Genomic DNA, 24474 nt, shown 5'->3' on the forward strand with positions numbered 1-24474 from the left:
CCCTGTTACAAAATGAATTTCGACAGATCGATATTCTGGCTCAGCTCAGCAACACGGTCGCGTACCAGCGCGGCATCAATTTTGACGGTATCGCCCGACATATCCGATGCGGCAAAGCTGATTTCATCCAGCAGCCGTTCCAGAACCGTATGCAGGCGGCGGGCACCGATATTCTCGACATTGGTGTTGATTTCCACGGCCAGATGCGCCAGCTCGTCAATCGCGTCTTCCTGAAATTCCAGCGTGAGCCCTTCCGTGGCCATCAGCGCGACATATTGTTTAATCAGGCTGTATTCCGGCTCGGTCAGGATGCGTTTGAAATCTTCTACTTCCAGCGCGCGCAGCTCGACACGGATCGGCAACCGGCCCTGCAATTCGGGCAGCAGATCGGACGGCTTGGCGTAATGGAACGCGCCGGAGGCGATAAACAGAATATGATCGGTACGGATACTGCCGTATTTCGTGCTGACGGTCGTGCCTTCGATCAGCGGCAGAAGATCGCGCTGCACACCCTCGCGGCTGACATCGCCGCCGCGCTGCTGGTCACTGCGTCCGGCAATTTTGTCGATTTCATCCAGAAAGACAATACCGTTATTTTCAACGGCGCTTTTTGCTTCACTGATAATGGCGTCATCATCCAGCAATTTGTCGGATTCTTCTTCCATCAGCACTTCATAGGATTCCTCGATCGTCATCTTGCGGGCTTTTTTACGGCCGCCGCCAAAGGCGCCACCCAGCATATCACCGATATTCAGCATGCCCATCTGCGCACCGGGCATGCCCGGAATGTCAAAAGTCGGCATGGAGCTGGAGGCTTTATCACTGACCGAGATCTCGATCTCTTTGTCATTCAGCTCTCCCGCCCGCAGCTTTTTGCGGAAGGTCTCACGGGTGTTTTCGGCGGCATCCGGACCGACCAGTGCGTCCAGTACACGGTTTTCCGCCGCCATCTCCGCTTTTGCCGTGACGGATTTGCGCATTTCCTCGCGTTTGATATTAATCGCCATATCAAGCAGGTCACGGATGATGGATTCGACATCGCGCCCGACATAGCCGACCTCGGTGAATTTCGTCGCTTCGATTTTGATGAAAGGCGCTTTCGCCAGTTTTGCCAGACGGCGGGAAATCTCGGTCTTTCCCACACCTGTCGGGCCGATCATCAGAATGTTTTTCGGCAGCACTTCCTCGCGCATCTGCCCGTCCAACTGCTGGCGGCGCCAGCGGTTGCGCAGCGCAATGGCCACAGCGCGTTTTGCCGCTTTCTGGCCGATAATAAAGCGGTCAAGTTCCGACACGATCTCGCGCGGGGTGAACATGGCGGCAAGCTCATTGGGCTTGCTGCCGGCTTTGCTTTTCGTTTTTGCGGTTTTTTCCGTCATATCATCCTCGACATCGTTGCGGTCGTCCGTGGTCTGTTTCATATCTTTCGTCGTTGCCATGTAATGCCTGCCTAGAGTTTTTCGATAACCAGATTGTTATTGGTGTAAACACAGATATCGGCGGCGATTTTCATGGATTTTTTGACAATCGCTTCCGCATCCATGTCTTTGATGTCAATCAGCGCCCGTGCGGCGGAGAGGGCATAGCTCCCGCCCGATCCGATACCGATAATACCGTCTTCCGGCTCGACCACATCGCCCGTGCCGCTCAAAATCAGCGAGGTATCCTTGTCGCAGACCGCCATCAGTGCTTCCAGACGGCGCAGATATTTATCGGTGCGCCAGTCTTTCGCCAGTTCGACACAGGCGCGCGTCAACTGCCCCTTATGCTGATCCAGTTTGGCCTCCAGCCGTTCAAACAGCGTGAAGGCATCGGCAGTTGCACCGGCAAAACCGACAATAACCTTGCCCTCGCATAATGTGCGGACTTTGCGGGCATTGGATTTCATCACCGTTGCGCCCATCGAAACCTGACCATCGCCGCCGACCACAATATTCTTGCCTTTGCGTACAGCCAGAATGGTCGTGCCTGCCCAGTTGCCATAGGGTGATTGTCCCGCGCCGTGATATTCCGACATGTCTTATCCTTTTTTACTGTTCTTTCAATCCTATACATATCGCGCTTTTGGCGGGATACGTCAAGGTTTTCGTCCGCTTTTACTGTTGACAAAAATTACAAAGATATGTTAAAAGAATATCACTTTCTCAATCTTTTGAAAATATAGAGGTAAAACGGCAATGGCGGAAAAAGAAAGAATATTGAAAAGCAAGGATGGCAAGCTGGTCATTCGCGTCACGCAGGACGGCATCCAGATCGGCAACGGCGCGAAAATCGCCAAAAAACGTCGTCTGCCCGGATTAATTACTTTCCCGATTTTTGTCGGTGCCTTGGCGCTGGGCGGCTATATGGATGTGGATAACAACACCCGCGCCCCGTCAGCCGACAATTCCAACACCGCCGTGGTCGAACAATACCGCCAGCAGGTCGCCGATATCGCCTCCTTAAAAGATCAGGGGCAGGATCACCGCATGAAATCGGTTGATCTGTTCCAGTCTATCTGGGTCAATTCGCAGCTTTCCGAAGCCGATGTGCAATCTTTGACGGAAGAATTCACACAAAAAGTCACGCCGCCTGCAACATTGCCCGGCGGTTATGTGCTGGAGCATCCGGAATATCTTGATGAAGTAAAAGCGCAATCAACCTCGCGCGATCTGGCGTCTCTGGATCGCCAGACGCAGCAAATGCATGCTGAAAATTTTGATGACGGCCCGTGGGGCGGTATCATGCTGGGCTGGCTGGCTTATATCATCGGTATGAGCATGGTCAATAAAGGCTATAACGCAGGCGCGAATGCTATGCAACGCCGCCGCGAGAAAAAGCCGAGCAAACCGTCAGGGCCTTACGGCGCACATTAACAGTATAGAGCCGCATTGACATATTTCCCATAATCATGTATAAATGACGGGTATGTTATAGAAGGCTGTTTTAGGCGAAGGGTAGAAATTCATGGGTGCAGGATCAAAAGCCGTTGGCTGGCTTATTTTCGGCAGTATTATCGGAACGGGGGCGTATCTCGACCTTGCCAATAATGATAACGCGCCGGAAATCGGCACGGAAAACTCCGTTCAGGAAGTCGTTGACCGCTATGAAACGCGTCTTGATGCGCTGGAAAATCTCTCCGCCGAATACCGCACGGTTTATAATGATTATCTCCAGAATATGGGCGATGTGACCAAAACAACGGCGGAATCCGATGCGCTACTGGGTAAACTGCGTATCGAAGGCGAGCGTTTTCTGAATGATGCTGTGACGGACAGGCAGCTTTCCGAGGCGGATGTCGTCTCCCTTGCCGATCAGTTCACACGTAATGTTTTGTCGGGCAAAGAGCTTGGCGATTACAATCTGCAAAATCTCGGCTATCTGGAAGAGGCCCGCGCCGATCAGGAAAAAGCCACCGGCAGCCTGCGTGCCGTTGATAATTCCACCAGCGATATGCGCGCCGATCAGGTCAATGACGGCCCGTGGATGGGAATCCTGTTGGCGCTGCTGTTCAATGAATTCCTGTTTGTGCCCGGCATGAAAACCGCTGCTAAAGTTGCGGAAAACCACAAGCGCCGCGGCCCCGCACCGAAAAATCCGAAAAACAACACCCCGTCACAAAGCGTCACCGCCCGCGCCTGGCGCAAGCTGCGCGGCAAAAAGACCTTTAATCACTGATTTGGCGGCTCTCTGACGTATTCATATTGTTCCAACAAGCTGCGGTAGCAGGCACTGTCTTTCAATGTCATCAAAACCTGATATTTATCCATACCCGGTTTGATATCGGGGCAGTAAAGGGTTGAAGTCATCAGGCGGTCATAGGGTGTGAAAGTTTTGAACAAATGCTCTTTATCCGTTAAGTGGTGCGGGAAGTTCTCTTTTAACTGCTCTGGTGTCGGAGAGACGGGAGGGATTATCATGTTCCAATCTTCACCAAGCATCCAATATGCGCCTTCTCCTTCTGCCCATCCGGTTCTGGAATGTGCTTCATGCGCTTTGTTCCAGCGTCCCAGTAAACTGTTATTGGGATCAAACGTTCCCTTTTCACTGATCCGCTTGCGCAGCATCTGAATAAATGGTGGGGGATATTTCCTTTCATACAGCCTTTCTTCCAAGCCGTTAATGATTTCCGGCAGTCCTAAGGTGCGCAACAGGCACTCTGTCATCAATGTTTCAATCAATTCCGTACCGACAAAGGGTGAAATGCGACATTCCGCATAACCGATACTGTTATCCGATTCAGGCAGGAAATAACCGTCAACCTGCGCTTTTGTTTTCGGCGTGAAGGGAACCCCTGCCAGCAAATAATTTTCGTACCGGTAAGAGGGATATTCGCTGCTCACACCCGGTGTGATTCGCGCAAATTTAAAGTCATTTTCCAACTCATTATAGAGAAGTGTGCGGATTTTCAAATTAGGGTTTTCCTGTACCAGTTTGACAGGTAGCCCAGTAATTTTCTCGATATCAGGTATCAGTGATGTGATATGGGCACTATAGTCATGCCCGAATTCTGTCCAACCGGTCAAGCCGATGCGGATTTCCTGCGTCCATTTGTTGATAGCGTTATGACGGGGTAGCCCGTCAGGGTAAGTTGCGTATTTATACCACCATTCTTGCTGATCTTTAAATCGCCATTTCTTGCTCTCTGCGCTGGTGAGTCCATCCAGTAATGCAGATGTATTATGGGCGGTATATTCGTGTCTGCCCCATATTTCATTACTGAAGGCTGCGGCAATGAAATCCGTTCTGAACTCATCTGTCGGATATTGGAAGGTGCCGAATGCAACGGTAGAAATTGTCTTTGTCTTATTTTCAGTCTTATTCTGTGCGGTTGCGGCATTTGCACAAGGCGCGGTCATGATCGCGGCAAGAAAAAGACAACACAATGTGAAGGCGAAGGCGCGTTTCATTTTATTTGTCCTCACCCGTGGCATGTCTCTTTTTACTAAAGAAATCCGTCAGCAAGGCGCTGCAGGCGCTCTCGTCAATGCCGCCATAAACCTCGGGTTTATGGTGACAGGTGTCATGTTCGAAAATGCGCGGGCCGTGTTCCGTGCCGCCGCTTTTCGGGTCATAGGCACCGAAATAAACGCGGCGCAGCCGTGCCAGCGAGATCGCCGATGCGCAAAGCGGGCAGGGCTCCAGCGTGACATATAAGTCACAATCCTCAAGATATTTCTCGCCGCGCTGTTGCCTTGCGGCTTTGATCACCAGCATTTCGGCATGGGCCAGCGGGTCGCTTTTTTCCTCAACACGGTTGCCGTCCGCCGCCAGTACCGTGCCTTCCGCATCAACCAGAACCGCGCCAACGGGCACCTCACCGCGCGTTTCGGCGCGTTTTGCCTCATTGATGGCTTGTTGCATGAAATGTTCCATGTTGTTCCTGTTCGGGTTATGATAGATGTTACAGGGGCAGAGAACAGTTTAGGAGGCGGGGTTTTGTCTGAAAAGGAAAAAATTGCACGGCGGATTGCCCGTGCCGGGATCTGTTCGCGGCGTGATGCGGAAAAGCTGGTCACACAAGGCAAGGTTTTTGTGAATGACGCCCGTGTCGAAACCCCCGCTTTGCGCGTTGCGGCAACGGATAAAGTCGTCGTGAACGGCAAGGAACTGGCGGCGAAAGAGCCTGCGAAGCTTTGGCGCTATTACAAGCCCGAGGGGCTGGTGACAACAAATCGCGATGAAAAAGGGCGGCGCACGATCTTTGATACCTTCCCGGCGGAATTTCCGCGTGTGGTGACCGTCGGACGGCTTGATTTGACAACGGAAGGGCTGCTGCTGCTGACCAATGACGGCGATCTTGCGCGCTATATGGAGCTGCCGGAGACAGGCTGGGCGCGGCGTTACCGTGTGCGCGCCTATGGTCATGTGGATGAAGAGAAATTGAAGGGCTTAAGACGCGGTCTGACGGTGGACGGCGTCACCTATAAAAGCATCAGGGCGGAACTGGAAAAGACGCAAGGCAGCAATTCCTGGCTGTCGGTGACGCTGACGGAAGGAAAAAACCGTGAAGTGCGGAAAGTGATGGAAGCTATAGGATTGCAGGTCAACCGTTTGATTCGCGTTTCCTACGGCCCTTTCCAGCTGGGCGGGCTGGAAAAAGGCATGATCGAGGAAATCAGCAAAAAGGCGCTGAAATCGGCAATCAGTAAAGACATGGTCTTAAAACTCGGTCTGTAATCCGTAGGCGCTAAAAAAGAGTGATATTTGTCACTGAATTGTGTTATAGCTTTGAAAACATTGTTTAAGGGTGAAAAGAGAAAGTCAGGCGGCTGATGAATAAATCATATCTGATTGCGTTTGCGGTACTGGTGGCGGCGATATTGTGGATGCTGCCGGCATTGACGGGAAAAAATCATAAAGAAGCGGATGAAACGACGGTTGCCGGCAAAAACGCCGCAGCGGGCACCAATGTGCAGGCCATGCGTGTTGATGTGCTGACGGTACATGCAAAAAAACTGGCGGCGCATGTCGTGGTGAACGGCCAGACACAGGCGTCGCGTGTGGTGGATCTGCGCGCCCGTACCGATGGTAAAATCGCAAAACTGTATTTTGACCGCGGTGCGCGTGTGCAGGAGGGCGATGTCATCGCCGCCATGGAAGTCGAAGACCGTCAGGCGCTGCTGGAGCGCGCCCGCGCTTTGCTGCAACAGCGAAAGCGCGAACATGAAGTTGCCGCAGGTTTGAAAAAACAGGGGCTGGGGTCACAGGTCACGCTGGAAACGGCGCGCGCCAATCTGGAAGTTGCGAAAGCCGATGTGAAACGTGCAGAGCTGGAACTGGCCTATATCAAAATCAAAGCGCCTTTTGACGGTGTGCTGGAAACACGCATGATCGAACAGGGGGCGTATATCCGCAAGGGCGACAGCGTCGCGAATTTTGTTGATCTTGATCCGATCGATATCACCACCTATGTGCCGGAAGGGCATATCAGCCGTATTGCCCTTGGCGGCAAAGCCGACGTGGAACTGCCATCGGGTAAAAAAGCGGCGGGCGAGGTGTTTTTTGTCGCGTCGACTGCGAATACCGAAACGCGCACCTTCCGCGTTGATGTGCGTATTCCCAATCCCGATCACGAGATTGCGGGCGGCATGACGGCAAAAGTCTCTTTTGTGCTGTCGGCGGAAGATGCCTTTGAACTGCCGCTCTCGGCACTGGCGCTCAATGACGGCGGTATTGTCGGTGTCAAAACCGTCCGCACCGCCGAGAATGGCGCGCGTGCCATTGCCGCTTTTGTGCCGGTACAAATTCTGGAGGAAGGCCCGCAAAGCATCTGGGTCGATGGTTTGCAGGACGGCGACCGCGTGATCACGCTGGGGCATGAATTCGTCACGGACGGGCAGGAGGTTGTTGCCGTCATCACAGAAGCGGCCGCGCCGGAAATGCCCGCAAAGGATGTGCAGGATCACAACCCCGTAGAAGAACCCATGACGGCGGAGGATGTCCTGCAATGAATGCGCTGATTGAGGCGGCTCTCGGCAGGCGCCCGACAATTGTGCTGACATTTATTGTCCTGCTGATTGCGGGATTTTACGCCTATGTTACCATTCCTAAGGAATCCAACCCCGATATCAATATTCCCGTGATCTATGTGTCAATGTCGCATGAGGGCATTTCCCCCGATGATGCCGAACGTTTGTTGATCCGCCCGATGGAGCAGGAGCTGACGGGAATCGAAGGCGTCAAGGAAATGACGGCAACGGGATATGAAGGCGGCGCGAATGTGGTGCTGGAATTTAACGCCGGATTTGATTCCGACAAGGCGCTGGATGATGTGCGTCTGGCGGTGGATAAGGCCAAGCCCGATCTGCCTGATGAAACCGAAGAACCGACGGTTAGCGAAGTCAATTTCAGCCTGTTCCCCGCACTGGTCGTGGTACTATCCGGCGATGTGCCGGAGCGCGTTTTATTAAAGCTGGCGCAGGACTTACAGGATAAGATTGAAGCGCTGCCTCAGGTTCTGGAGGCGCGTATTGCGGGTAATCGCGAAGAAGTCATGGAAATCGTTGTTGATCCGAATGCCGTGGAAACCTACGGGCTGTCGGGGGCGGAAATCGTGTCTTTTTTCCAACGCAGCAACCGCCTTGTCGCCTCGGGCAATATGGATACGGGGGTCGGGCGTTTCTCGGTGAAAGTGCCGGGTGTCTTTGAAACCGTCGAAGATATCCGCACTATGCCGGTGAAAACATCGGAAGATTCCGTTGTGGTGGTCGATGATATTGCCGATATCCGCTTTCATTTCAAAGACCCGAACAGCTTTGCCTATCTGGACGGCCGCCGTGCTTTGGCGCTGGAGGTAGTCAAGCGTCAGGGCGAGAATATTATCGAGACGATCGAATCCGTACAGCAAACCGTGGCGGAGGAGAGCAAATACTGGCCGGAAGGCGTGAAGATTGATTTCGTACGGGATGAATCGGTCAGCATCCGCAATATGCTGGCGGATTTGCAGAATAATGTTATCAGCGCCGTCTTGCTGGTGATGGTGGTTTGTGTTGCGGCGCTGGGGCTGCGTGCGGCGACATTGGTCGGTCTGGCGATTCCGGGTGCGTTTCTCAGCGGTATCCTGTTCCTTTACGGCGGCGGTTTGACGGTCAATATCGTGGTGCTCTTTGCCCTGATCCTGTCGGTCGGGATGCTGGTGGATGGGGCGATTGTGGTGGTGGAATATGCCGACCGCAAAATGAGCGAAGGCATGCCGAAGAAACAGGCCTATGGCGAAGCCGCCAAACGTATGGCCTGGCCGATTGCCGCATCGACGGCGACAACGCTGGTGGCGTTTTTCCCGCTGCTGTTTTGGCCGGGCGTGGTCGGGGAATTTATGAAATTCATGCCGCTGACATTGATCGCGGTCTTGTCGTCTTCGCTATTGATGGCGCTGATTTTCGTGCCGGTTCTCGGCTCGCTGTTCGGCAAGGCGGGGCTGGCGGAACATCCTGAAAAAATGGAACAGCTGGCGATTGCCGAAACCGGCGATCTCGACAAAATCACAGGCATGACGCGTTATTACCTGAAAACACTGAAACTGGTGCTGCGCTTTCCCGGAATTGTGCTGTTGCTGGCGGTCGGCGTGCTGATCGGTGTGCAGTATTACTATGCCAATCACGGCAATGGTGTAAAATTCTTCCCTGATGTCGAGCCGGATGTGGCTTTGGTGCAGGTGCGGTCACGCGGTAATTTATCGGTCTTTGAAAATGATGCGATCATGCGCAAGGTCGAACAGGCGATCTTCGATGTGAAAGGCATTCGCAATTTCTATTCGCGTACGGGTGATGCGGGGGATGGCGGCCAGTCTTTCGGTGCGGAACGCGCCGCAGATGTCATCGGCTCCATCCAGATTGAATTTACCGATTGGCAGACGCGTCTTCCGGCGACGGAAATCATGCAGCAAATCCGCGAGAAAACCGCGGATATTCCCGGCATTATTGTCGAAACGCAGGAGGCCGAGCAAGGTCCTCCGACAGGGAAGGCATTGCAGCTGCAAATCCGCTCGCATTATCCCGCATTGCTGTCCCCTGCCGTGGAGAAAGTTCTGCAAGGCGTGGAGGAAATCGGCGGTTTTGTCGATATCGAGGATTCCCGCCCGCTGCCCGGCATTGAATGGGAGCTGGAGGTTGACCGCGCGCAGGCCGCCAAATTCGGTCTGGATGTCTCCAGCATCGGGCAGTCGGTACGGCTTGTCACCAACGGGCTGAAAATCAGCGAATTTCGCACCCCTAGCGCGGATGACGAGATTGACGTCATTATCCGCTTCCCTGCGGATGAGCGCAGCTTAAACCAGCTCGACCGTCTGCAGATCGAAACGCCGATGGGCTCGATTCCGATTGCGAATTTCGTCAAACGCGTACCGAAACCGAAAACCGGCACGGTCAGCCGCGCCGACGGCTACCGCCAGATGACTGTCCGTGCGGATCTGCCCGAAGATATGAATACCGCCGCCAAAGTCAAAGAGGTGCAGGATTGGCTGATGGCGCAGGATTGGGACCCGCGCCTGCAATTCGTCTTCAAGGGCGAGGATGAGGAACAGAAACAGGCGCAGGAATTCCTGATGCGGGCGTTTTTTGTGGCGCTGTCGATGATGCTGATTATTCTGGTGACGCAGTTCAACAGTTTCTACAGCGCGCTGCTGATTTTGTCAGCGGTGATCATGTCCACCATCGGCGTGATGATCGGTCTGGTCGTGACGGGGCAGCCCTTCGGTATCGTGATGACGGGGATCGGCGTTATCTCGCTGGCGGGGATTATTGTCAATAATAACATCGTGTTAATCGATACTTTTGACAATCTGGTCGAAAGCGGTCGTTTCACGATCCGCGAGGCGATCCTGCGTACAGGCGCACAGCGTTTGCGCCCCGTTTTGCTGACGGCGATCACGACCGTCTTGGGTCTGCTGCCGATGGTCTTGCAGATGAATATCGACTTTTTCGGACGCGATATCACCATCGGCGCCCCTTCGACGCAATGGTGGGTCGATTTGGCAACGGCGATTGCGTTCGGGCTGGTCTTTTCAACGCCGCTGACCTTGCTGGTCACCCCTGCGGCGCTGATGTTCCGCGAGAAAGCATCGCATTGGCGTAAAAAAATATCGCTGGCCCCGTTGCGGCTTCGTAAAAAGTCAAAAACGCAGCACGGCGAAACATGAAAATTCTCGGTATTGAAAGCAGCTGCGATGAAACCGCTGTCGCCATTATTTCCGGTGATAAGCAGATTCTGGCCAATCTGGTTCTCAGCCAGACGGATAAACACGCCCTTTACGGCGGCGTTGTGCCGGAGGTCGCCGCCCGTGCCCATATGGAACATATCACACAGATGACGCGGCAGGCGGTCAAGGATGCCGGACTGTCAGGTTTTGAAGAACTCGATGCGGTCGCCGTCACGGCAGGGCCGGGATTGATCGGCGGCGTGATGGTCGGGGCGATGATGGCAAAGGCCATTGCCGCCGTGCATAACCTGCCCGTTTACGGCATCAACCATCTGGAAGGCCATGCTTTGACGCCGCGTCTGGCGGCGGAGGTGGATTTCCCTTATCTGCTGCTGCTGGCCTCTGGCGGGCACAGCCAGCTTGTCGCCGTGCGCGGTGTGGGGGATTATACCTGTCTTGGCACAACGCGTGATGATGCGCTGGGCGAAGCCTTTGATAAAACCGCGAAACTGCTGGGGCTCGGCTATCCGGGCGGACCGGAAGTCGAAAAACGGGCGCTGTCCTGCACGGATGTGAAAAAAGCCTGTGCGGATTTCCCGCTGCCGACTCCGATGACAGGGAGGGAAGGCTGCGACTTTTCTTTCTCGGGACTAAAAACCGCCGTGCGCCGCCATGTGGAACTCAACCCCGCTCTGACGGAAGAGCAGAAGGCCGCGCTCTGCGCCTCGTTCCAGCACAGTATTGATGTCGTGATGCGCGACCGCGTCGGCAGGGCGATGAAAAAATTCCGCAAGATGTTTCCTGAAACACGCGCACCGTTTATGGTTGCCGCAGGCGGGGTTGCCGCCAATAAAATGCTGCGGGCGGGGCTGGCGGAAATCGGCGAAAAACACGGTTTTCAATTTTCCGCGCCGCCGCTGGGATTATGCACGGATAATGCCGCCATGATCGCCTGGGCGGGGGCGGAACGCATCCATGCCGGAAAGCCCGCAGACGGGCTTGATTTCGCGGTTGTGCCGCGCTGGCCTCTGGAGAATTTGTCGTAAAAAAAGACCACTATGGTCATGCCGTTTCCAGTATGGTAGAACGGTGGAAAGAATGAAAAAACAATAAGAATAAGAGGACATTGATGCAAAAAATTGCGGTCATTTGTGCGGGTTCGTGGGGTACGGCAATCGCCCAGATTGCGGCGAATGCCGGTCGGGATGTCACCATATGGGCACGCGAATCTGCGGTGGTTGATACGATCAACGCCGACCATGAAAATCCGGAATATCTGCCGGGCATTCCGCTCAGCCCGAAAATCCGCGCCACCGCCTCTCTGGAGGATGCTTTGAAAGGTGCCGAGGTTGTCTTCATGGTATCCCCCGCGCAGCATATGCGCAGCGTACTGGAACAAATGAAGCCCTTTATGACGGATGATGTGCCGGTGGTGCTGTGCTCCAAGGGAATCGAAGTCGCCAGCGGCATGTTGATGTCGCAGGTGGTCAAAGAAATTTTTCCCGAAAATCCCTATCTGGTGCTGTCAGGCCCGACTTTTGCGAAAGAGGTCGCACGCGGTCTGCCCGCCGCGGCAACGCTGGCGACGCATAATAACGCCGTCGGCAAACAGGTGGCGCAAGCCATCCGCAATATCTCCTTCCGCCCCTATGTGACGAGTGATCCGCTGGGCGCGGAAATCGGCGGTGCGGTCAAAAATGTTATCGCGATTGCCTGCGGCATTGTCTATGGCCGCAAACTGGGGGAAAATGCCCGCGCGGCGATTATGACCCGCGGCATGGCCGAGATCAAACGCATGGGGATGGCGCTGGGCGCAAAGCCGGAAACTTTCCTCGGCCTCTCCGGAATGGGCGATTTAATGTTGACTTGTAACTCCCTGCAATCACGCAACTTTTCACTGGGCGTTATGTGCGGTGAGGGGCAGAGCCTGAACGAAATTCTGACCAAAAGCCGTCAGGTCATCGAAGGCGTGGCCACCGCCAATTCGGTGCTGGATTTCGCCAAAAAACATGCGGTGGATATGCCGATCTGTCAGGCGGTGAATGATACGCTGCATAACGGCGTTTCCGTCGATGACACGGTCGAGGCGCTGATGTCACGCCCGCTCACACAGGAAATTTAAAAATCCGCAATCGTCATTCCGGCGGCTTTGCGTTCACGCAAAGCACCAACAGCCGGAATCCATATGCGAGCCGTGAAACGGCTCTCTGTTATTCTTTAGGGTTTTCTGCCGCGATTGAGATAGCGGCGCATGGCGGCCTGTTTATGACTGCCGGTTTTCTGGCGTTTTTCATTTTGCCATTTCTGCATAATCTCGTCGATTTGCAGAATCGTTTCCACCACGCCCGGCTGACTGCTGCCGTGCAGGCGGTCCATCTGCTGCTGCGTCCAGTTTTTCAATGTCGCACCTTTGCCCATCATCGCACCGGCGATGCCGCCGCGATTGTATTCCATCGCCAGCAGAACGGGCGGCGTGCCGTCACGGTCGGTTAAATTCGGGTCAGCCCCATGTTCCAGAATAATCTCGACAGCCTTTTTGCTGCCGTGGCGGATGGCTTGCAGCAGCGGCGTTTCGCCTGTTTTCGGCTTGCGCAAATTCGGGTCACCGCCGCCTGACATCAGCATTTCCAGCCCCTCATCATCCCTGTGCAAAATCGCCCAGTGAATGGCGGAACCGCCGAAACTGCTGTGAATATTCGGATCGGCCTTGCGGTCCAACAGGAATTTCATCGCCTTGTGACATTTTGATCCCGCCATTGCGGACAGCGCGGTGCGGTCGGAATGACCGCGGTCATTAATATCCAGCCCCGCATCCAGCATCGCCTGCGCGCCATCCCAGTCCTCGTCATAGAGCAGCATAATCAGATTTTCAGTATCCTGTCCGGCCATGGCGGCGTGTGTTGTCCTTTTGTGAATGGGGTGCGGGGGTAGAATAGAAAAATCGCCAAAATATGTCAATGGAATATAATTATTGGCAGTGGGCAGTTTGAAAATAAGTGTTATTTATAGCTAATTTCCAGGTATTCTTCTGCGGTAAATTCTCCGCATTTTTGGGCTGTTTGTGGAAGTCTCGTTGGGGGAGGCTGATTTATTTTTCGACTTTTCGGTAGATTGATATTTTCCCTCACGTAAAGCCACAGAACTAAACAAATTGTCTAACTCTATTTTATTCATTGCCACAACTGTTTTCCGATGTCCCTGATTTAAAGAAATCTCAGTATAGTATTCATTTATACGTGTTGTAGATGCTACGTCATCGGTATTAATTAGATGATTACCGGTAGGCCAATATCTATGTTTTTTAATGTTTAATATTGCCATGATATGTTAGACCTCAGTTACCCCCAGCCATAAGCTATGAAAAAATTGTCTCACATATGGAAAATAACGTCAAGGTAAAGTTTTTTTTATATTTAATATCAATGATTTGAACAGAATTAGAACAATAATCTCAAATCAGTTTTTAATAACAATCTAATTTTTTTCTGTGGCCTCCTCTACATTTCCGTGCAGTGCATATATTTCGTTTCTTTCAGCAACTCATTTTCAGCAAGGTTTCAGTGATGACCTAATAAAAAAGACCCGTTTAGGGTCTTTTTTATTAGGTCATGGTGGAGCTGATCGGGATCGAACCGACGACCTCTTGCATGCCATGCAAGCGCTCTCCCAGCTGAGCTACAGCCCCGTTATAGCGGGAATCTCCAAGTGGCAATCTACAGTTACCGTACGGCGCTGGCAAGCAAAAAATACACCTTAACGGGAGAACAGCCAGCCTTTGCGCTGCGGCTCATTCCGCGCCAGTTCAACGCGGCGGTCGGCATCATAAGACGGCCATTTCCCTGCCGCGATACTGCGCAGGCTTTCCGGTGTTTTTCCGGTCAGACGCAGATTGTAAATCCAGTAATTTGCCATCACCTGCTCGGTAAAGACGCGGGTTTCCGCGGCGGGCAGCATGGCAAGGAATAACAGCGGGTCATCCCCGAAACCGGAGAGTTTCATCATATTGCCGTGCCAGCGGGCAAGGCGACCCGGCCCTGCATTATAGGAGGCCACCAGTTTCAGCAAACTGTCACCGACTTGCGAATATTCCGTCAGCCGCTGGATGTAATCCTGTCCCAGCGTCAAATTATAAACGGGGTCCAGCAGCAAATCCTGCCCTTCGGATTTGGAGAAAAAGCTGGCGGGTTTCTTGGCGATATAGCTGGCGGTTTTCGGCATCAACTGCATCAGACCCAGCGCACCGGAACGGCTTTCGACATGCGGATGAAAACGCGATTCCTGCCGGATAAAAGCATGTGCCAATGCGGGGGAGATGTTAAAACCGCCCTCCGGTTGCCACGGTGACAGCGGATACAGCGCATTATCGTAAAGCTGTCCATTCGCCCGCTTGACCGAGCTGGCAAGCTGCATCGACAATCCCGGCATATCATAAAGATTGGCCAAGACGAACAGCGCCTCTTTCAATTGGCTGCCGCTGTTTTGCAATTGCACGGTTTGCAGCTCTTCAGTGGCCAGCGCGGATTGTCCGGCATCCAGCAGCGCAATGGCGCGGCGGCCTGTGGCGCTGTCCAGCACCGGCAGCACATGCGCGGCCTCATCCTGCACAGGCAGCGACCAGTCGAATTGATATTTTTTCACGCCCAGCGATTGCCGCGCGATCAGCCCGTAAAAACTGCGCGGATACTGGGCGGATAATTTCAGCCACAGTGCGGAAACGCGCGGATTGCCCGCCCGCAGAGCGGAACGTGCCGCCCAATAGGAGGAGGACGCCTTCATCGCGCGGGAACTGCGCTGCGATTCCGCCGTGCGGGCAAAATATCCCGTAGCGGCATCGTAATCTTTCTCCAGCCATGCCGTTAATCCGGCAATCCATCCCGCCATCGGCGCATTGCGACCGGAGCGCTCGGCTGCCGCAACGGCAAGCGGCGCGGCTTTGTCAAACAGCTGCAGATAAAAATAGGCGGCGGCGATATCGGCCTGCAAAATATCATATTCCGCATTATCCATCAGCGCTTTGGCCGGGCTGCTTTCCAGCTTTTTCAAGGCGGCGCTGGGCGCATCGCGTGACAGTAGGGAAGAAATCTGCCGTTGCAAATCGCGCACATCGCGCTCCTGCGCGTTGCTGCGTCTTTTTGTGCTTTTATAGGCGCGGGTCGCATAGGCACTGTCGACAATAACCTGATGCGCCAGCGTTTTTTTGTTTTGCGGTTTTTTGAAACCGTCCGTGCCGAATTTACGTTTGGCAAGGCGGTAAATATCACCGGCAACGGCATAATGCCCATAGGCGTCAAGCCATCCCGCCAGCTCGTCGCGCGTCGTGATATAGCGCGGATGCATATAACGCTGATAGGTCAGATAACCCAGCAGACGCAAATCGGCAAGAGCGGCAATCTGCGCATCCGCCTGATCCCAGTCGCCGCGCGATTGCAGGTTGAAAATCTTGCGGTACAGCTCTTTATCACTGTCTGACAGGCGGGTTTTCGGGTCTTTGGGAAGCGGTTTCTGTGCAGGCGGGGCGGTTTCAAAGATGTCGGCAAAACTGATTTCATGTTCATGCACGATCACGCCCTGACCGTCATCAGGCTTGGCGGCGGCATTTTGCGGCTTGCGTGCGGGCACGACGGTTGCGGTTTTGTCCGTGCTATCTGCGACAGGGGCAGGGCGGGGCGCAATCGCCGACCAGAAATTCTGGAACAAACCGCCCTTCGTATCGCCGTCACCCGCATGGGCGGGGGCGGAGAGGAAAAGCACGAATGCGGCAATCGCGGCGGCTTTTTGCAAGGCAGTTGTTTTCATCATCTGTTGAATCGCCGCTCTTTGCAGAACAGCGCACTCCTTGGATTTAGAAAAAGAAACAGGCAGTACGATAATACTATCATAAACTGCCTGTTTCAAACTTTAACGCAGCAAAGCCGCGTCTAAATATATATTAGCCCCGTTTCGGGCCGTTACCGAATTTGCTCTTATTTGCTTTATCGCTTTTCAGAGCTTTTTCAACAACATCGCGGACTTCCGTTTTCAGATCGGTTGTCGGCGCGGTTTTGTCGTTTGCCAGTTTTTTCTCGACATGTTTGATGCCTGCATCCAGAACACCGTCAAAAATGTCAGCCAGCGTTTTCGGCGCGGGCAGTTTACCTGTTGCTTGGTGCGTCAGGGATTTGATGGCTTCCGGAGAAACATTGCGTGCCAGAGCTTCGATCATGTCACCGGCATCATTTGTCGGCAGATCGGAGAAGCTGTCGCGGATTTCCTGCGCCAGTTGCTCTTCATCCATTTGGCTGACATTTTTCAGAACCGGCTCAAGGCCTTTCATCAGCAGTTTTGTCGCAAAACGCTGCGGACCGGCCATTTTGTCAACGCCGTCTTCCAGTTTGTCCGTCAAGCTTTCCAGCTGACCGGCCTGGTCGAGTTGTTTCAGCATGCGTGCCAGTTGCAGAGACTGTTCTTCGGTCGTGAAACCGGCTGTGAACTGCTCAAGAATCTCGCCGACTTTATCGCCATTGACGTTGCGGGCCAGATCGCTGATTTGTTTCGCGATTTTCGGGTTGTCCAGCAGCGCGTATGTGTTTTGCACAAAACGCTCGATGGTTTCGCCTGAAACTTCGTTTTTCAGCTGCTCAAGACCCGTGCGGGCTGCTTTGGCAACGGCTTGTTTGCCTTTTTCGGTGCCTTTTTGCGTCATGTCACCGATATTTTCTTTGATAAACTTTTTAATCTTGTCAAAATCCATTGTGAAACTCTCCTTCTCTCAAATTACTGACGAATGGCGGGAAACAGCTGTAATTGCCATTTTTTTCCGCATATCGCCTTTGTCATTTCCGACAGTATGCCAAGGTATAATGGAAAAAATATACCGTGTCAATAAAACTTTTATGTAATTCCTTGCCGGGGGCTTATGCCTGTGCGCCCTGTTTGCCGTTTTCGCCTGCGGCCTCGCTTTCAGCCTTTTGCTGCTGCAAACGCTGGACATAAACAGCCTCGAAATTGATCGGCTGGATATATAGCGGCGGGTATCCGCCCTGAATGGAGGCTTTGGCGATGATTTCACGCGCAAAGGGGAACATCAGTTTGGGAATTTCGACCATCAGGATCGGTTCGATATTCTCTTTCGGCACATGCGGGGCAACGGAAAGCGCCGCCGCATAAGCCAGCTCGACAATAAAGGCGGTTTTGTTATGTTCTTTGTTTTGCGCTTCAATGCGGAACATCAGCGCAACTTCAAAGGCGTTCTCCGTGTCCTGCGCGTCTTTCAGCGGGCGGTACTGGATATTGACCTGAACCTGCGTTTCCGGCGCGCCCCAGTTGCTGAGCAGGCTTTCCGGGCTGTTCGGGTTTTCAAAAGACAGGTCTTTGATATATTGTGCATAAATCTGAATCGGCGCCATATTGGCATCGCCATTGGGTTGCGTGTTCTGGGGGGTCTGGTCGGTCATAAGCCTCTCCTTATTTTATCTTTTCGTCTCATTTTGTTTGAAAATTCGCGCCATCCTAACGCAGCAGGGCATAAATATCCACCGCTTTATTCTTTTCCGCCCTTGTCTTCGGTAATGTCCTTATATTCGGCATCAATTGTTTGCGGCGGCTGTGTGGAACCCGAACGGCGCGACTTCTTGCGCGTTTCCGTATAGAAAATCCGCGTTCCTTCCTTTCTGTGCGAATCCTGCTTCCCGTCACCGGCAGAGTTGGCAGGATAAAGCAGATGGCGCACCGGCGGCAGCAATAGCAGCAGCCCCGCAGCATCGCTGATAAAACCCGGCAGCAGCAGCAAAAGCCCGGCCATCAGCATGAAAAAGCCGTCATAAATGCCTTCCAGCAGGGATTCATTCTTTTCAAGCCGTTCGCGGATGACGGCGGCGGTATTGCCGCTTTGCGTCCGCAGTACGGTCATGCCCAGCATGGTGGTCAGGACGCAGAGCAGAATGGCGGTTAATGTGCCGACCCCTTTGGAGACTTCGACAAAGACGACAATTTCCGTTACAATAACGGTAATAGTGGCAATCAGAACGAAAAACGGCATTTTTATATTCCTTTTAAGGAATTTTTAGTAATCTTCATGGATTCTTTATTTTTATATAGTAGTATTGTAGAAAGTGTTGTAGCACCTCAACGGAAACACCTACAAGGAGTTTTTCCCAAGTGACATTAGATATCGTACTCTTCGCGCTGGTAGCGGCTTTTCTGGTACACCGCCTGCGTTCTTTGCTGGGCACCCGCCACGGTGACGAGCGGCAGCGGCCGAACCCGTTCGCCTCGTCTTCTCAGGCGCATACCGAAGAGGAAAGGGAAAAAAGCTACGAATTCCGTGCGGAAGAGGATGAAATGCAGCAACCTTCCGAGCCTGTGCAAGAGCAAACGCCGCCGCTGGATACGGCAAGCATTATTGCCGACGGGCTGATTGCGAAAGATGAAGAATTGCTGGCCTCGCTGACGGAGATCGCCTCCGCCGACGCCTCATTTGATGTCTATCATTTTGCCGAAGGCGCACAATACGCCTTTGACGTTATTCTGGACGCTTATGCAGATGGCGATCTGGAAACGCTTGAACCCTTGCTGAGCCAGAAGCTGTTTGAAGATTTCGAAACGGCCATCCGCAAGCGTGAAAAAGACGGCTTGTCGATCGAACTCGCGGTCAAGGATATCAAATCCATGCAGATTGTTGCGGCGCGTCTGGCCGGAACCATGGCCTATATCACGGTTGATTACGCGGTCGAAGAAAAACAGATTCTGCGCGATGCCAAAGGCAAAGAGGTCAAAGGCAAAACGGATGCAAAAGTCAAAAAAATGCACGATGTCTGGACCTTTGCCCGCGATATCCGCTCTGTCGATCCGGCATGGATGCTGATCGAGACCCGCGCGGGTTAGTCTTCGCGTATTTTCCATTTATCCTACACTTTCAAAGCCGCCCGCTTTATGATGGGATCTGAAAAGATTTCACGGTCATCAGCGAGGGGGCTTTCTGCTCATGTTGAAAAAAATTGCGGCTTTGATGTTCTGCCTGTCACTCTTATCGGCTTGTGCCGCTGACGGTGAGAAAAAGAAAGACGGTCCGTCGGATATTCCGTCTCCCGCACTGGAGTACCAGTTTCTGGTTGATGTGCCGGGCTGGCAGCAGGATGATCACAAGGCGGCATTTCATGCCTTTCAGCGCAGCTGCGCAAGGCTGGCCCGTAAGGAAAGCGGGATAAAAGAGCCGGTGAAAGACAGCGGCATCGCCGGAACATATGAAGACTGGCAGGCGGTCTGCAATGTCGCGGCGACAATCGATCCCGCAGAAGGCGCGGCAGCACGCCGTTTTTTTGAACAATGGTTCACCGCCTATCTGGTACGCGATGCGGAAAATGAAAAAAGCGACGGGCTTTTTACCGGATATTACGAACCGCTGCTGCATGGCAGTCTGGAGAAAACCGACCGTTATCATGTGCCGCTCTATAAAAAGCCGGATGATTTGATCGAGGTCAATCTCGGTGCCTTTCGTGCCACGCTGAAGGGCCAGAATATTGCGGGGCGCGTTGAAAAAGGACGGCTTGTCCCCTATCACGACCGCGCGGAAATCGGCAAAGGGGCGCTGGCGAAAAAGGGGGAAGTCCTGCTTTGGGTTGATGATCCGGTGCAGGCGTTTTTTCTGCATATACAAGGATCGGGGCGGGTGAAATTTGAAGACGGCACGGAAATGCGCGTCGGCTATGCCGGACAAAACGGCCATGTCTATTACGCGATTGGCAAATATCTGGTGGAAAACGGCACATTGCCGAAAGAAAAAGTGACAATGCCTGCCATCCGCGATTACCTTGCCGCACATCCGGACGAGGCGGAGATGGTGATGAACAAAAACGCCTCCTATATCTTTTTTCGCGAATTGGAAGGGGCGGACGGTCCGCTGGGAGCGGAAGGCGTTGCGCTGACGGAAGGCCGCAGCCTTGCGGTGGATCGCCGTATTTTCCCTTATGGCATGCCGGTCTGGCTGGATCTGGATGGCGTATTTGATTCGGAAAAACGTATTCGCCGCCTTGTTGTGGCGCAGGATACCGGCGGTGCGATCCGCGGCACGGTACGCGGTGATGTTTTCTGGGGCTATGGCGCAGAGGCCGAAAACAATGCCGGCCACATGAAAAGCCGCGGACGTTACTGGGTGCTGCTGCCGCGCTTTGTGACAATCCCTGACACGCTGGCTTGGGAGAAGCGGGAGCAGGGCTTTTTCAAAACGCTCTGGGCCAAAATTCCGCGCCCGTCTTTCCTGATGGCCTCCGCCAAAGATTAGCCCGGATTGCATTGACATAATGCTATAATTATGTTATTTCATAAAGTGTTCAAGACATTTTATGAAAGGATTCCGCAGGCGATGGAAATCGACAAGACGCAGCTGAAATATAAATTTTCCAAGGCCAAACACGGCGCGGCAAACGCAATCGTGAAACATCCTGTCATGTTTATCGGTGCCTTCTGCACGGTGATGATAGGGACGTCCATTACCGAATCCGTTCTAAAAGCCGATCTGGATCAGCAAACGACCGAACAAACCGCCGTTGTGCAGCAGCAATTGCAGCAGCAATTCGCGTTACTGGCCGAGGCACCGGAAGATCAGGATCGCCAGCGCAGCTATCTGGAGAATCTGTTTCAGGCCGAAGACCTCTCTGAAAAACAGACCTATGACATGATGCGTGAATTTGAAAAAACTTACACACATACGGAACGCGTGCTGGATTATGATATCGGCAATATCGGCGATCTGCGCGAATCCCGCGCCGAAGTCGGCACGGACGATATGAAGCAGCTGGCCGATTACAATAATGACAAAAGCACGGATGAGAAAATCGTCGGCGGCGTTTATGATTTCGTGATTTTCCCGCTCTGGATTTTGCTGTGCATGAACGGTCTCAGCGGTTTCCGTGCCGCAGCGCGCAACAAACCGAAAAACCCGATTTATAAACACTGATGATTATAACGCTTTCGCAGCAAGCGCCTGCGCTGTTTTGGAGGCGGGGCTGCGCCCCAGCGCTTTGGAAATAAATTCTCCGGCCTTGTGCAGCTTGCCAAGATCAATACCGGTTTCAATTCCCATCCCGTCCAGCATATAGACGACATCCTCACTGGCGACATTGCCGCTGGCACCGCTGGCATAGGGGCAGCCGCCCAGTCCGGCAACGGCGCTGTCAATCACGGCAACACCGCTTTCCAGCGCAACCAGCAGATTGGCCAGCGCCTGCCCGTAAGTATCATGGAAATGCGCCGCCAGTTTCTCATGCGGAATATCCTGCATGACGGCGTCCAGCATTTTTGCGGTTTTAACAGGCGTGCCGGTACCGATGGTATCGCCCAGCGAAATCTCGTAACAACCCATCTCATACAGCTTTGCCGCAACAGCGCGCACGGCATCAGGGGTAACTGCGCCCTCATAGGGGCAGCCGAGTACGCAGGAGACATAGCCGCGGATTTTAATACCCGCATCCGCCGCTGCCGCGCAGACAGGCTGAAAGCGTTCAAGGCTTTCGGCAATCGTGCAATTGATATTCTTTTGGCTGAAACTTTCGGAGGCGGCGCCGAAAATGGCAATTTCCTTCACACCGTATTCCAGTGCGGCTTCAAGACCCTTCATATTCGGAACAAGAACGGGATAAGATACGCCGGGTTTGGGCGTCAGCATGCGCAGCAATTCACCGGTATCGGCCATCTGCGGCACCCATTTCGGCGAGACGAAAGCACCGCTTTCAATCACGGATAGCCCTGCATCCTCCAGCATATGCACCAGCTGCAGCTTTGTGGCCAGATCAATCGGCTGTTTTTCATTCTGCAATCCGTCACGGACGCCGACCTCAACGATTTTGACTTTGGCGGGCAGATTGTCGAACATGGCGGGCTCTTAAGGTTGCGGGCGGTTGTTGTGCGGCGGGGCGTTACGGCAATAGCGGCGCAGATTGGCCTGACGCTCCATTTGCGCCTTGCGCATAGCGGCGCTCAGCGATTGCTGTTCTTCCATTTCTTTCAATTTTTTTTCTGCGACGAAATCCTGAAACTGGATCACGATATCTTTCATACCCAGCTTATAGGCATAGTTCAGCGGGCTTTCACCGTGGATGTTCTCCCGCGTCGGGTCGGCGCCTGCCTTCATCAAGGCGGCAACACTCTCGGCACTGCGGGCAAAAACGGCGTAATGCAGCGCGGTCATTTTATCTTCTTTATCGGCAAGATTGGGATCGGCACCGGCATCCAGTAATATCTTCAACGCTTTCTCGCTGCCGTTACGCGCCGCCCAGCGCAAAGCCGTGCTGCCCTCCTTGTCTTCCAGATCGGGATTGGCGCCGGCATCCAGAAGCATGCGGACTATAGCGGTGTTTTCCTGATAGGAGGAGAAAATCAGCGGTGTGTAATCAAACAGATCGCAATTGACATCAATTTCGCCCTTATGCTCCGTCAAAAGCTTTTTGACGGCCTCCTCATCTCCGTAAAAAACGGAACTGATAAAGCTGTTTTGCGGCGCGATGTCCTGCGTCATATTTTTCCTCTTGTATTCATATGAAAACTAACATTTCGCGGGGCGGAAAGTCAAGTCTGTATCAGGTAATCATTCAGGTTGCGGCCTTCCGCATCGAACTCGATGACCCAGGGGACGGCATTGGGAACGCGCTCCTTTGGTTGCGGTGCCTGTTCGGTGGTCAGATAACCTAAAATGACCTTAAAGGCGATCAGTACACCGGCATGGGCGACGACCAGCACATTCTCGCCGTCTAAAATGGCGGGACGGATTTCTCTGCGGTATAGTGCTTCGACGCGTTCAACCATGTCTTTGGTACTCTCGCCGCCGCGGATTCTTTCCTCATAGCTTTTCGGCCAGAAACGGAAAACCTGCCCGGTATTGGGCTGGCCGGAAAATTTGCCGATATCGCGTTCCTGCAAATCCTCTTTGGCATGGAACAGCCAGTTGCCGCTCGGGTCTTTCAGATGGTCATTGATGGGGGCGCTGGCATCCAGCGCCAGATGCAGGGAGGTAATCGCACGGCTTAAGGTCGAACTATAGGCGCGGTCAAAACGGATATGGCGCATCATGCGGCCTGCGTCAAAGGCTTGCTCGCGTCCCAGCTGGGTCAGATCAATATCGGCGCGCCCGGTTAAAAGACCGCGTTCATTCCATTCGGTCTCGCCGTGACGGAAGATGACCAGTTTCGGCATTTTTCTTATCTTTCGGTCACTTAATCGTTAGGCGGAATTCTGTGCGGGGGCGTTGTCGTCCAAAAGGTGCCATGACTGCATTTTTCCGTTCTCGAATGCGATGATCAGCGGAATGCCTGTCGGCACTTCCATCTCGTTAATGTTGTCCGGCGTTTTGATTCCCAGCACAATCAGCATGGCGCGCAGCGTATTGCCATGGGCGGCCAGCAATACGTTTTTACCGGCATCAATTTCGGGCTTCATATGCTCTTCGTAATAAGGCTGAACGCGGGCGACAACATCCTTCAGACTTTCACCGCCGGGCGGCGGGGTATCATAGCTGCGCCGCCAGATATGCACTTGGTCCGCGCCGTATTTTTCGCGGGTTTCATCCTTGTTTAATCCGGTCAAATCGCCGTAATCGCGTTCGCGCAGATCGTCATGGCAGGTCATGGCAAAACTGCCATTGGCGGCCAGATGGGCATTGCTTTGACCGCTGGCGGCAAGCGAAATTTCCGCCGTGGTAATCGCACGGCTCAAGGTCGAGCAAAAGATGCGGTCAAAACGGATTTTTTCCAGATGTTTTCCGGCGCGTTCGGCTTCTTTGCGGCCCATATCGGTCAGACCGACATCGGTAAAGCCGGTAAAACGGTTTTCAAGGTTCCAGGCGCTCTGTCCGTGGCGCATCAATACGAGATAGTTCATCGTCATCC

23 protein-coding genes and 1 tRNA gene are annotated in these 24474 nt (G+C 53.4%); 10 read left to right on the top strand and 14 right to left on the bottom strand.

The features are described from left to right. Positions 1-5: 5 nt before the first annotated feature. Both hslU and hslV read right to left on the bottom strand, forming a co-directional pair. Positions 6-1439: an ATP-dependent protease ATPase subunit HslU gene (hslU, locus tag HND56_04400; GenBank protein ID QKK04976.1), complete on the bottom strand. Its 1434-nt coding sequence runs from the start codon at positions 1437-1439 to the stop codon at positions 6-8. Positions 1440-1450: 11 nt separating this feature from the next. Further along, entirely contained in the window at positions 1451-2017 is a 567-nt protein-coding gene (gene hslV, locus HND56_04405; protein ID QKK04977.1) for an ATP-dependent protease subunit HslV, read from the bottom strand. 160 nt (positions 2018-2177) lie between these two features. On the opposite strand from hslV, the gene HND56_04410 reads away from it, so the two are divergent. After that, a complete protein-coding gene (locus HND56_04410) occupies positions 2178-2855 on the top strand; it encodes a hypothetical protein (GenBank protein QKK04978.1) in 678 nt (225 codons plus the stop codon). A 91-nt stretch (positions 2856-2946) separates the two neighbouring features. Continuing rightward, positions 2947-3657, top strand: coding sequence for a hypothetical protein (locus HND56_04415; protein QKK04979.1), 711 nt, complete (start codon positions 2947-2949; stop codon positions 3655-3657). Here the strand turns inward: HND56_04415 and HND56_04420 are convergent. Together HND56_04420 and HND56_04425 are read right to left on the bottom strand one after the other, a co-directional pair. Then, positions 3651-4889 (bottom strand): hypothetical protein, encoded by a 1239-nt coding sequence (locus HND56_04420; GenBank protein QKK04980.1) that lies wholly within the window; start codon positions 4887-4889, stop codon positions 3651-3653. The genes HND56_04415 and HND56_04420 overlap by 7 nt on opposite strands. 1 nt (position 4890) lies before the next feature. Beyond that, on the bottom strand, positions 4891-5343 hold the full coding sequence (locus HND56_04425) for a nucleoside deaminase (GenBank protein ID QKK06553.1): 453 nt from the start codon (positions 5341-5343) through the stop codon (positions 4891-4893). Positions 5344-5373: 30 nt separating this feature from the next. Here HND56_04425 and HND56_04430 point away from each other — a divergent pair, with 30 nt between their 5' ends. From HND56_04430 to HND56_04450, 5 genes are all read left to right on the top strand, one after another. Then, a complete protein-coding gene (locus HND56_04430) occupies positions 5374-6159 on the top strand; it encodes an rRNA pseudouridine synthase (protein QKK04981.1) in 786 nt (261 codons plus the stop codon). 95 nt (positions 6160-6254) lie between these two features. Continuing rightward, on the top strand, positions 6255-7433 hold the full coding sequence (locus tag HND56_04435; GenBank protein QKK04982.1) for an efflux RND transporter periplasmic adaptor subunit: 1179 nt from the start codon (positions 6255-6257) through the stop codon (positions 7431-7433). Next, positions 7430-10618 carry an efflux RND transporter permease subunit gene (locus HND56_04440; protein QKK04983.1) on the top strand — a complete coding sequence of 1063 codons (3189 nt, stop codon included), beginning with the start codon at positions 7430-7432 and terminating at the stop codon, positions 10616-10618. Before HND56_04435 ends, HND56_04440 begins: the two co-directional genes overlap by 4 nt. Continuing rightward, a complete protein-coding gene (gene tsaD, locus HND56_04445; GenBank protein ID QKK04984.1) occupies positions 10615-11664 on the top strand; it encodes a tRNA (adenosine(37)-N6)-threonylcarbamoyltransferase complex transferase subunit TsaD in 1050 nt (349 codons plus the stop codon). The genes HND56_04440 and tsaD overlap by 4 nt, the downstream gene beginning before the upstream one ends. A gap of 83 nt (positions 11665-11747) precedes the next feature. After that, a complete protein-coding gene (locus HND56_04450; protein QKK04985.1) occupies positions 11748-12740 on the top strand; it encodes an NAD(P)-dependent glycerol-3-phosphate dehydrogenase in 993 nt (330 codons plus the stop codon). Between the two features lie 95 nt (positions 12741-12835). On the opposite strand, the gene HND56_04455 is transcribed toward HND56_04450, so the two are convergent. From HND56_04455 to HND56_04480, 6 genes are all read right to left on the bottom strand, one after another. Beyond that, complete coding sequence (locus tag HND56_04455; protein ID QKK04986.1) at positions 12836-13507, bottom strand: hypothetical protein; 672 nt, start codon at positions 13505-13507, stop codon at positions 12836-12838. Positions 13508-14227: 720 nt separating this feature from the next. After that, positions 14228-14303 (bottom strand) — tRNA-Ala (locus tag HND56_04460). Positions 14304-14371: 68 nt separating this feature from the next. Beyond that, the gene (locus HND56_04465) at positions 14372-16417 is read right to left on the bottom strand and encodes a lytic transglycosylase domain-containing protein (GenBank protein ID QKK04987.1); all 2046 of its coding nucleotides are present in this window, start codon (positions 16415-16417) and stop codon (positions 14372-14374) included. A 130-nt stretch (positions 16418-16547) separates the two neighbouring features. Further along, the gene (locus HND56_04470) at positions 16548-17348 is read right to left on the bottom strand and encodes a hypothetical protein (GenBank protein QKK04988.1); all 801 of its coding nucleotides are present in this window, start codon (positions 17346-17348) and stop codon (positions 16548-16550) included. 163 nt (positions 17349-17511) lie between these two features. Beyond that, positions 17512-18051 carry a protein-export chaperone SecB gene (gene secB / locus HND56_04475; protein QKK04989.1) on the bottom strand — a complete coding sequence of 180 codons (540 nt, stop codon included), beginning with the start codon at positions 18049-18051 and terminating at the stop codon, positions 17512-17514. 86 nt (positions 18052-18137) lie between these two features. After that, positions 18138-18635 (bottom strand): FxsA family protein, encoded by a 498-nt coding sequence (locus tag HND56_04480; protein QKK04990.1) that lies wholly within the window; start codon positions 18633-18635, stop codon positions 18138-18140. A 119-nt stretch (positions 18636-18754) separates the two neighbouring features. Here HND56_04480 and HND56_04485 point away from each other — a divergent pair, with 119 nt between their 5' ends. The 3 genes from HND56_04485 to HND56_04495 all read left to right on the top strand — a co-directional run bounded on the left by HND56_04485 (position 18755) and on the right by HND56_04495 (position 21551). Further along, positions 18755-19480 carry a Tim44 domain-containing protein gene (locus tag HND56_04485; GenBank protein ID QKK04991.1) on the top strand — a complete coding sequence of 242 codons (726 nt, stop codon included), beginning with the start codon at positions 18755-18757 and terminating at the stop codon, positions 19478-19480. Positions 19481-19580: 100 nt separating this feature from the next. Further along, on the top strand, positions 19581-20876 hold the full coding sequence (locus tag HND56_04490) for a murein transglycosylase A (GenBank protein ID QKK04992.1): 1296 nt from the start codon (positions 19581-19583) through the stop codon (positions 20874-20876). An 81-nt stretch (positions 20877-20957) separates the two neighbouring features. Next, positions 20958-21551 (top strand): hypothetical protein, encoded by a 594-nt coding sequence (locus HND56_04495; protein ID QKK04993.1) that lies wholly within the window; start codon positions 20958-20960, stop codon positions 21549-21551. 3 nt (positions 21552-21554) lie between these two features. On the opposite strand, the gene HND56_04500 is transcribed toward HND56_04495, so the two are convergent. The 4 genes from HND56_04500 to HND56_04515 are packed head-to-tail and all read right to left on the bottom strand — an operon-like array spanning position 21555 to position 24466. Further along, positions 21555-22466: a hydroxymethylglutaryl-CoA lyase gene (locus HND56_04500; protein ID QKK04994.1), complete on the bottom strand. Its 912-nt coding sequence runs from the start codon at positions 22464-22466 to the stop codon at positions 21555-21557. Between the two features lie 9 nt (positions 22467-22475). Beyond that, positions 22476-23108: a hypothetical protein gene (locus tag HND56_04505; protein ID QKK04995.1), complete on the bottom strand. Its 633-nt coding sequence runs from the start codon at positions 23106-23108 to the stop codon at positions 22476-22478. A gap of 50 nt (positions 23109-23158) precedes the next feature. After that, a complete protein-coding gene (locus HND56_04510) occupies positions 23159-23782 on the bottom strand; it encodes a 2,3-bisphosphoglycerate-dependent phosphoglycerate mutase (GenBank protein ID QKK04996.1) in 624 nt (207 codons plus the stop codon). 27 nt (positions 23783-23809) lie between these two features. Continuing rightward, positions 23810-24466, bottom strand: coding sequence for a 2,3-bisphosphoglycerate-dependent phosphoglycerate mutase (locus HND56_04515; GenBank protein ID QKK04997.1), 657 nt, complete (start codon positions 24464-24466; stop codon positions 23810-23812). Positions 24467-24474 lie beyond the last annotated feature (8 nt).

The organism is Pseudomonadota bacterium (genome assembly GCA_013285465.1).
In the GTDB taxonomy this organism is placed as follows: Bacteria; Pseudomonadota; Alphaproteobacteria; order Micavibrionales; family CSBR16-224; genus CSBR16-224.

What these genes read in the sequence shown, in the direction of transcription:
- hslU (QKK04976.1), bottom strand. Translation starts at nt 1,439, where the DNA reads ATGGCAACGACGAAAGATATGAAACAGACCACGGACGACCGCAACGAT.
- hslV (QKK04977.1), bottom strand. Translation starts at nt 2,017, where the DNA reads ATGTCGGAATATCACGGCGCGGGACAATCACCCTATGGCAACTGGGCA.
- HND56_04410 (QKK04978.1), top strand. Translation starts at nt 2,178, where the DNA reads ATGGCGGAAAAAGAAAGAATATTGAAAAGCAAGGATGGCAAGCTGGTC.
- HND56_04415 (QKK04979.1), top strand. Translation starts at nt 2,947, where the DNA reads ATGGGTGCAGGATCAAAAGCCGTTGGCTGGCTTATTTTCGGCAGTATT.
- HND56_04420 (QKK04980.1), bottom strand. Translation starts at nt 4,889, where the DNA reads ATGAAACGCGCCTTCGCCTTCACATTGTGTTGTCTTTTTCTTGCCGCG.
- HND56_04425 (QKK06553.1), bottom strand. Translation starts at nt 5,343, where the DNA reads ATGCAACAAGCCATCAATGAGGCAAAACGCGCCGAAACGCGCGGTGAG.
- HND56_04430 (QKK04981.1), top strand. Translation starts at nt 5,374, where the DNA reads ATGATAGATGTTACAGGGGCAGAGAACAGTTTAGGAGGCGGGGTTTTG.
- HND56_04435 (QKK04982.1), top strand. Translation starts at nt 6,255, where the DNA reads ATGAATAAATCATATCTGATTGCGTTTGCGGTACTGGTGGCGGCGATA.
- HND56_04440 (QKK04983.1), top strand. Translation starts at nt 7,430, where the DNA reads ATGAATGCGCTGATTGAGGCGGCTCTCGGCAGGCGCCCGACAATTGTG.
- tsaD (QKK04984.1), top strand. Translation starts at nt 10,615, where the DNA reads ATGAAAATTCTCGGTATTGAAAGCAGCTGCGATGAAACCGCTGTCGCC.
- HND56_04450 (QKK04985.1), top strand. Translation starts at nt 11,748, where the DNA reads ATGCAAAAAATTGCGGTCATTTGTGCGGGTTCGTGGGGTACGGCAATC.
- HND56_04455 (QKK04986.1), bottom strand. Translation starts at nt 13,507, where the DNA reads ATGGCCGGACAGGATACTGAAAATCTGATTATGCTGCTCTATGACGAG.
- HND56_04465 (QKK04987.1), bottom strand. Translation starts at nt 16,417, where the DNA reads ATGATGAAAACAACTGCCTTGCAAAAAGCCGCCGCGATTGCCGCATTC.
- HND56_04470 (QKK04988.1), bottom strand. Translation starts at nt 17,348, where the DNA reads ATGGATTTTGACAAGATTAAAAAGTTTATCAAAGAAAATATCGGTGAC.
- secB (QKK04989.1), bottom strand. Translation starts at nt 18,051, where the DNA reads ATGACCGACCAGACCCCCCAGAACACGCAACCCAATGGCGATGCCAAT.
- HND56_04480 (QKK04990.1), bottom strand. Translation starts at nt 18,635, where the DNA reads ATGCCGTTTTTCGTTCTGATTGCCACTATTACCGTTATTGTAACGGAA.
- HND56_04490 (QKK04992.1), top strand. Translation starts at nt 19,581, where the DNA reads ATGTTGAAAAAAATTGCGGCTTTGATGTTCTGCCTGTCACTCTTATCG.
- HND56_04495 (QKK04993.1), top strand. Translation starts at nt 20,958, where the DNA reads ATGGAAATCGACAAGACGCAGCTGAAATATAAATTTTCCAAGGCCAAA.
- HND56_04500 (QKK04994.1), bottom strand. Translation starts at nt 22,466, where the DNA reads ATGTTCGACAATCTGCCCGCCAAAGTCAAAATCGTTGAGGTCGGCGTC.
- HND56_04505 (QKK04995.1), bottom strand. Translation starts at nt 23,108, where the DNA reads ATGACGCAGGACATCGCGCCGCAAAACAGCTTTATCAGTTCCGTTTTT.
- HND56_04510 (QKK04996.1), bottom strand. Translation starts at nt 23,782, where the DNA reads ATGCCGAAACTGGTCATCTTCCGTCACGGCGAGACCGAATGGAATGAA.
- HND56_04515 (QKK04997.1), bottom strand. Translation starts at nt 24,466, where the DNA reads ATGAACTATCTCGTATTGATGCGCCACGGACAGAGCGCCTGGAACCTT.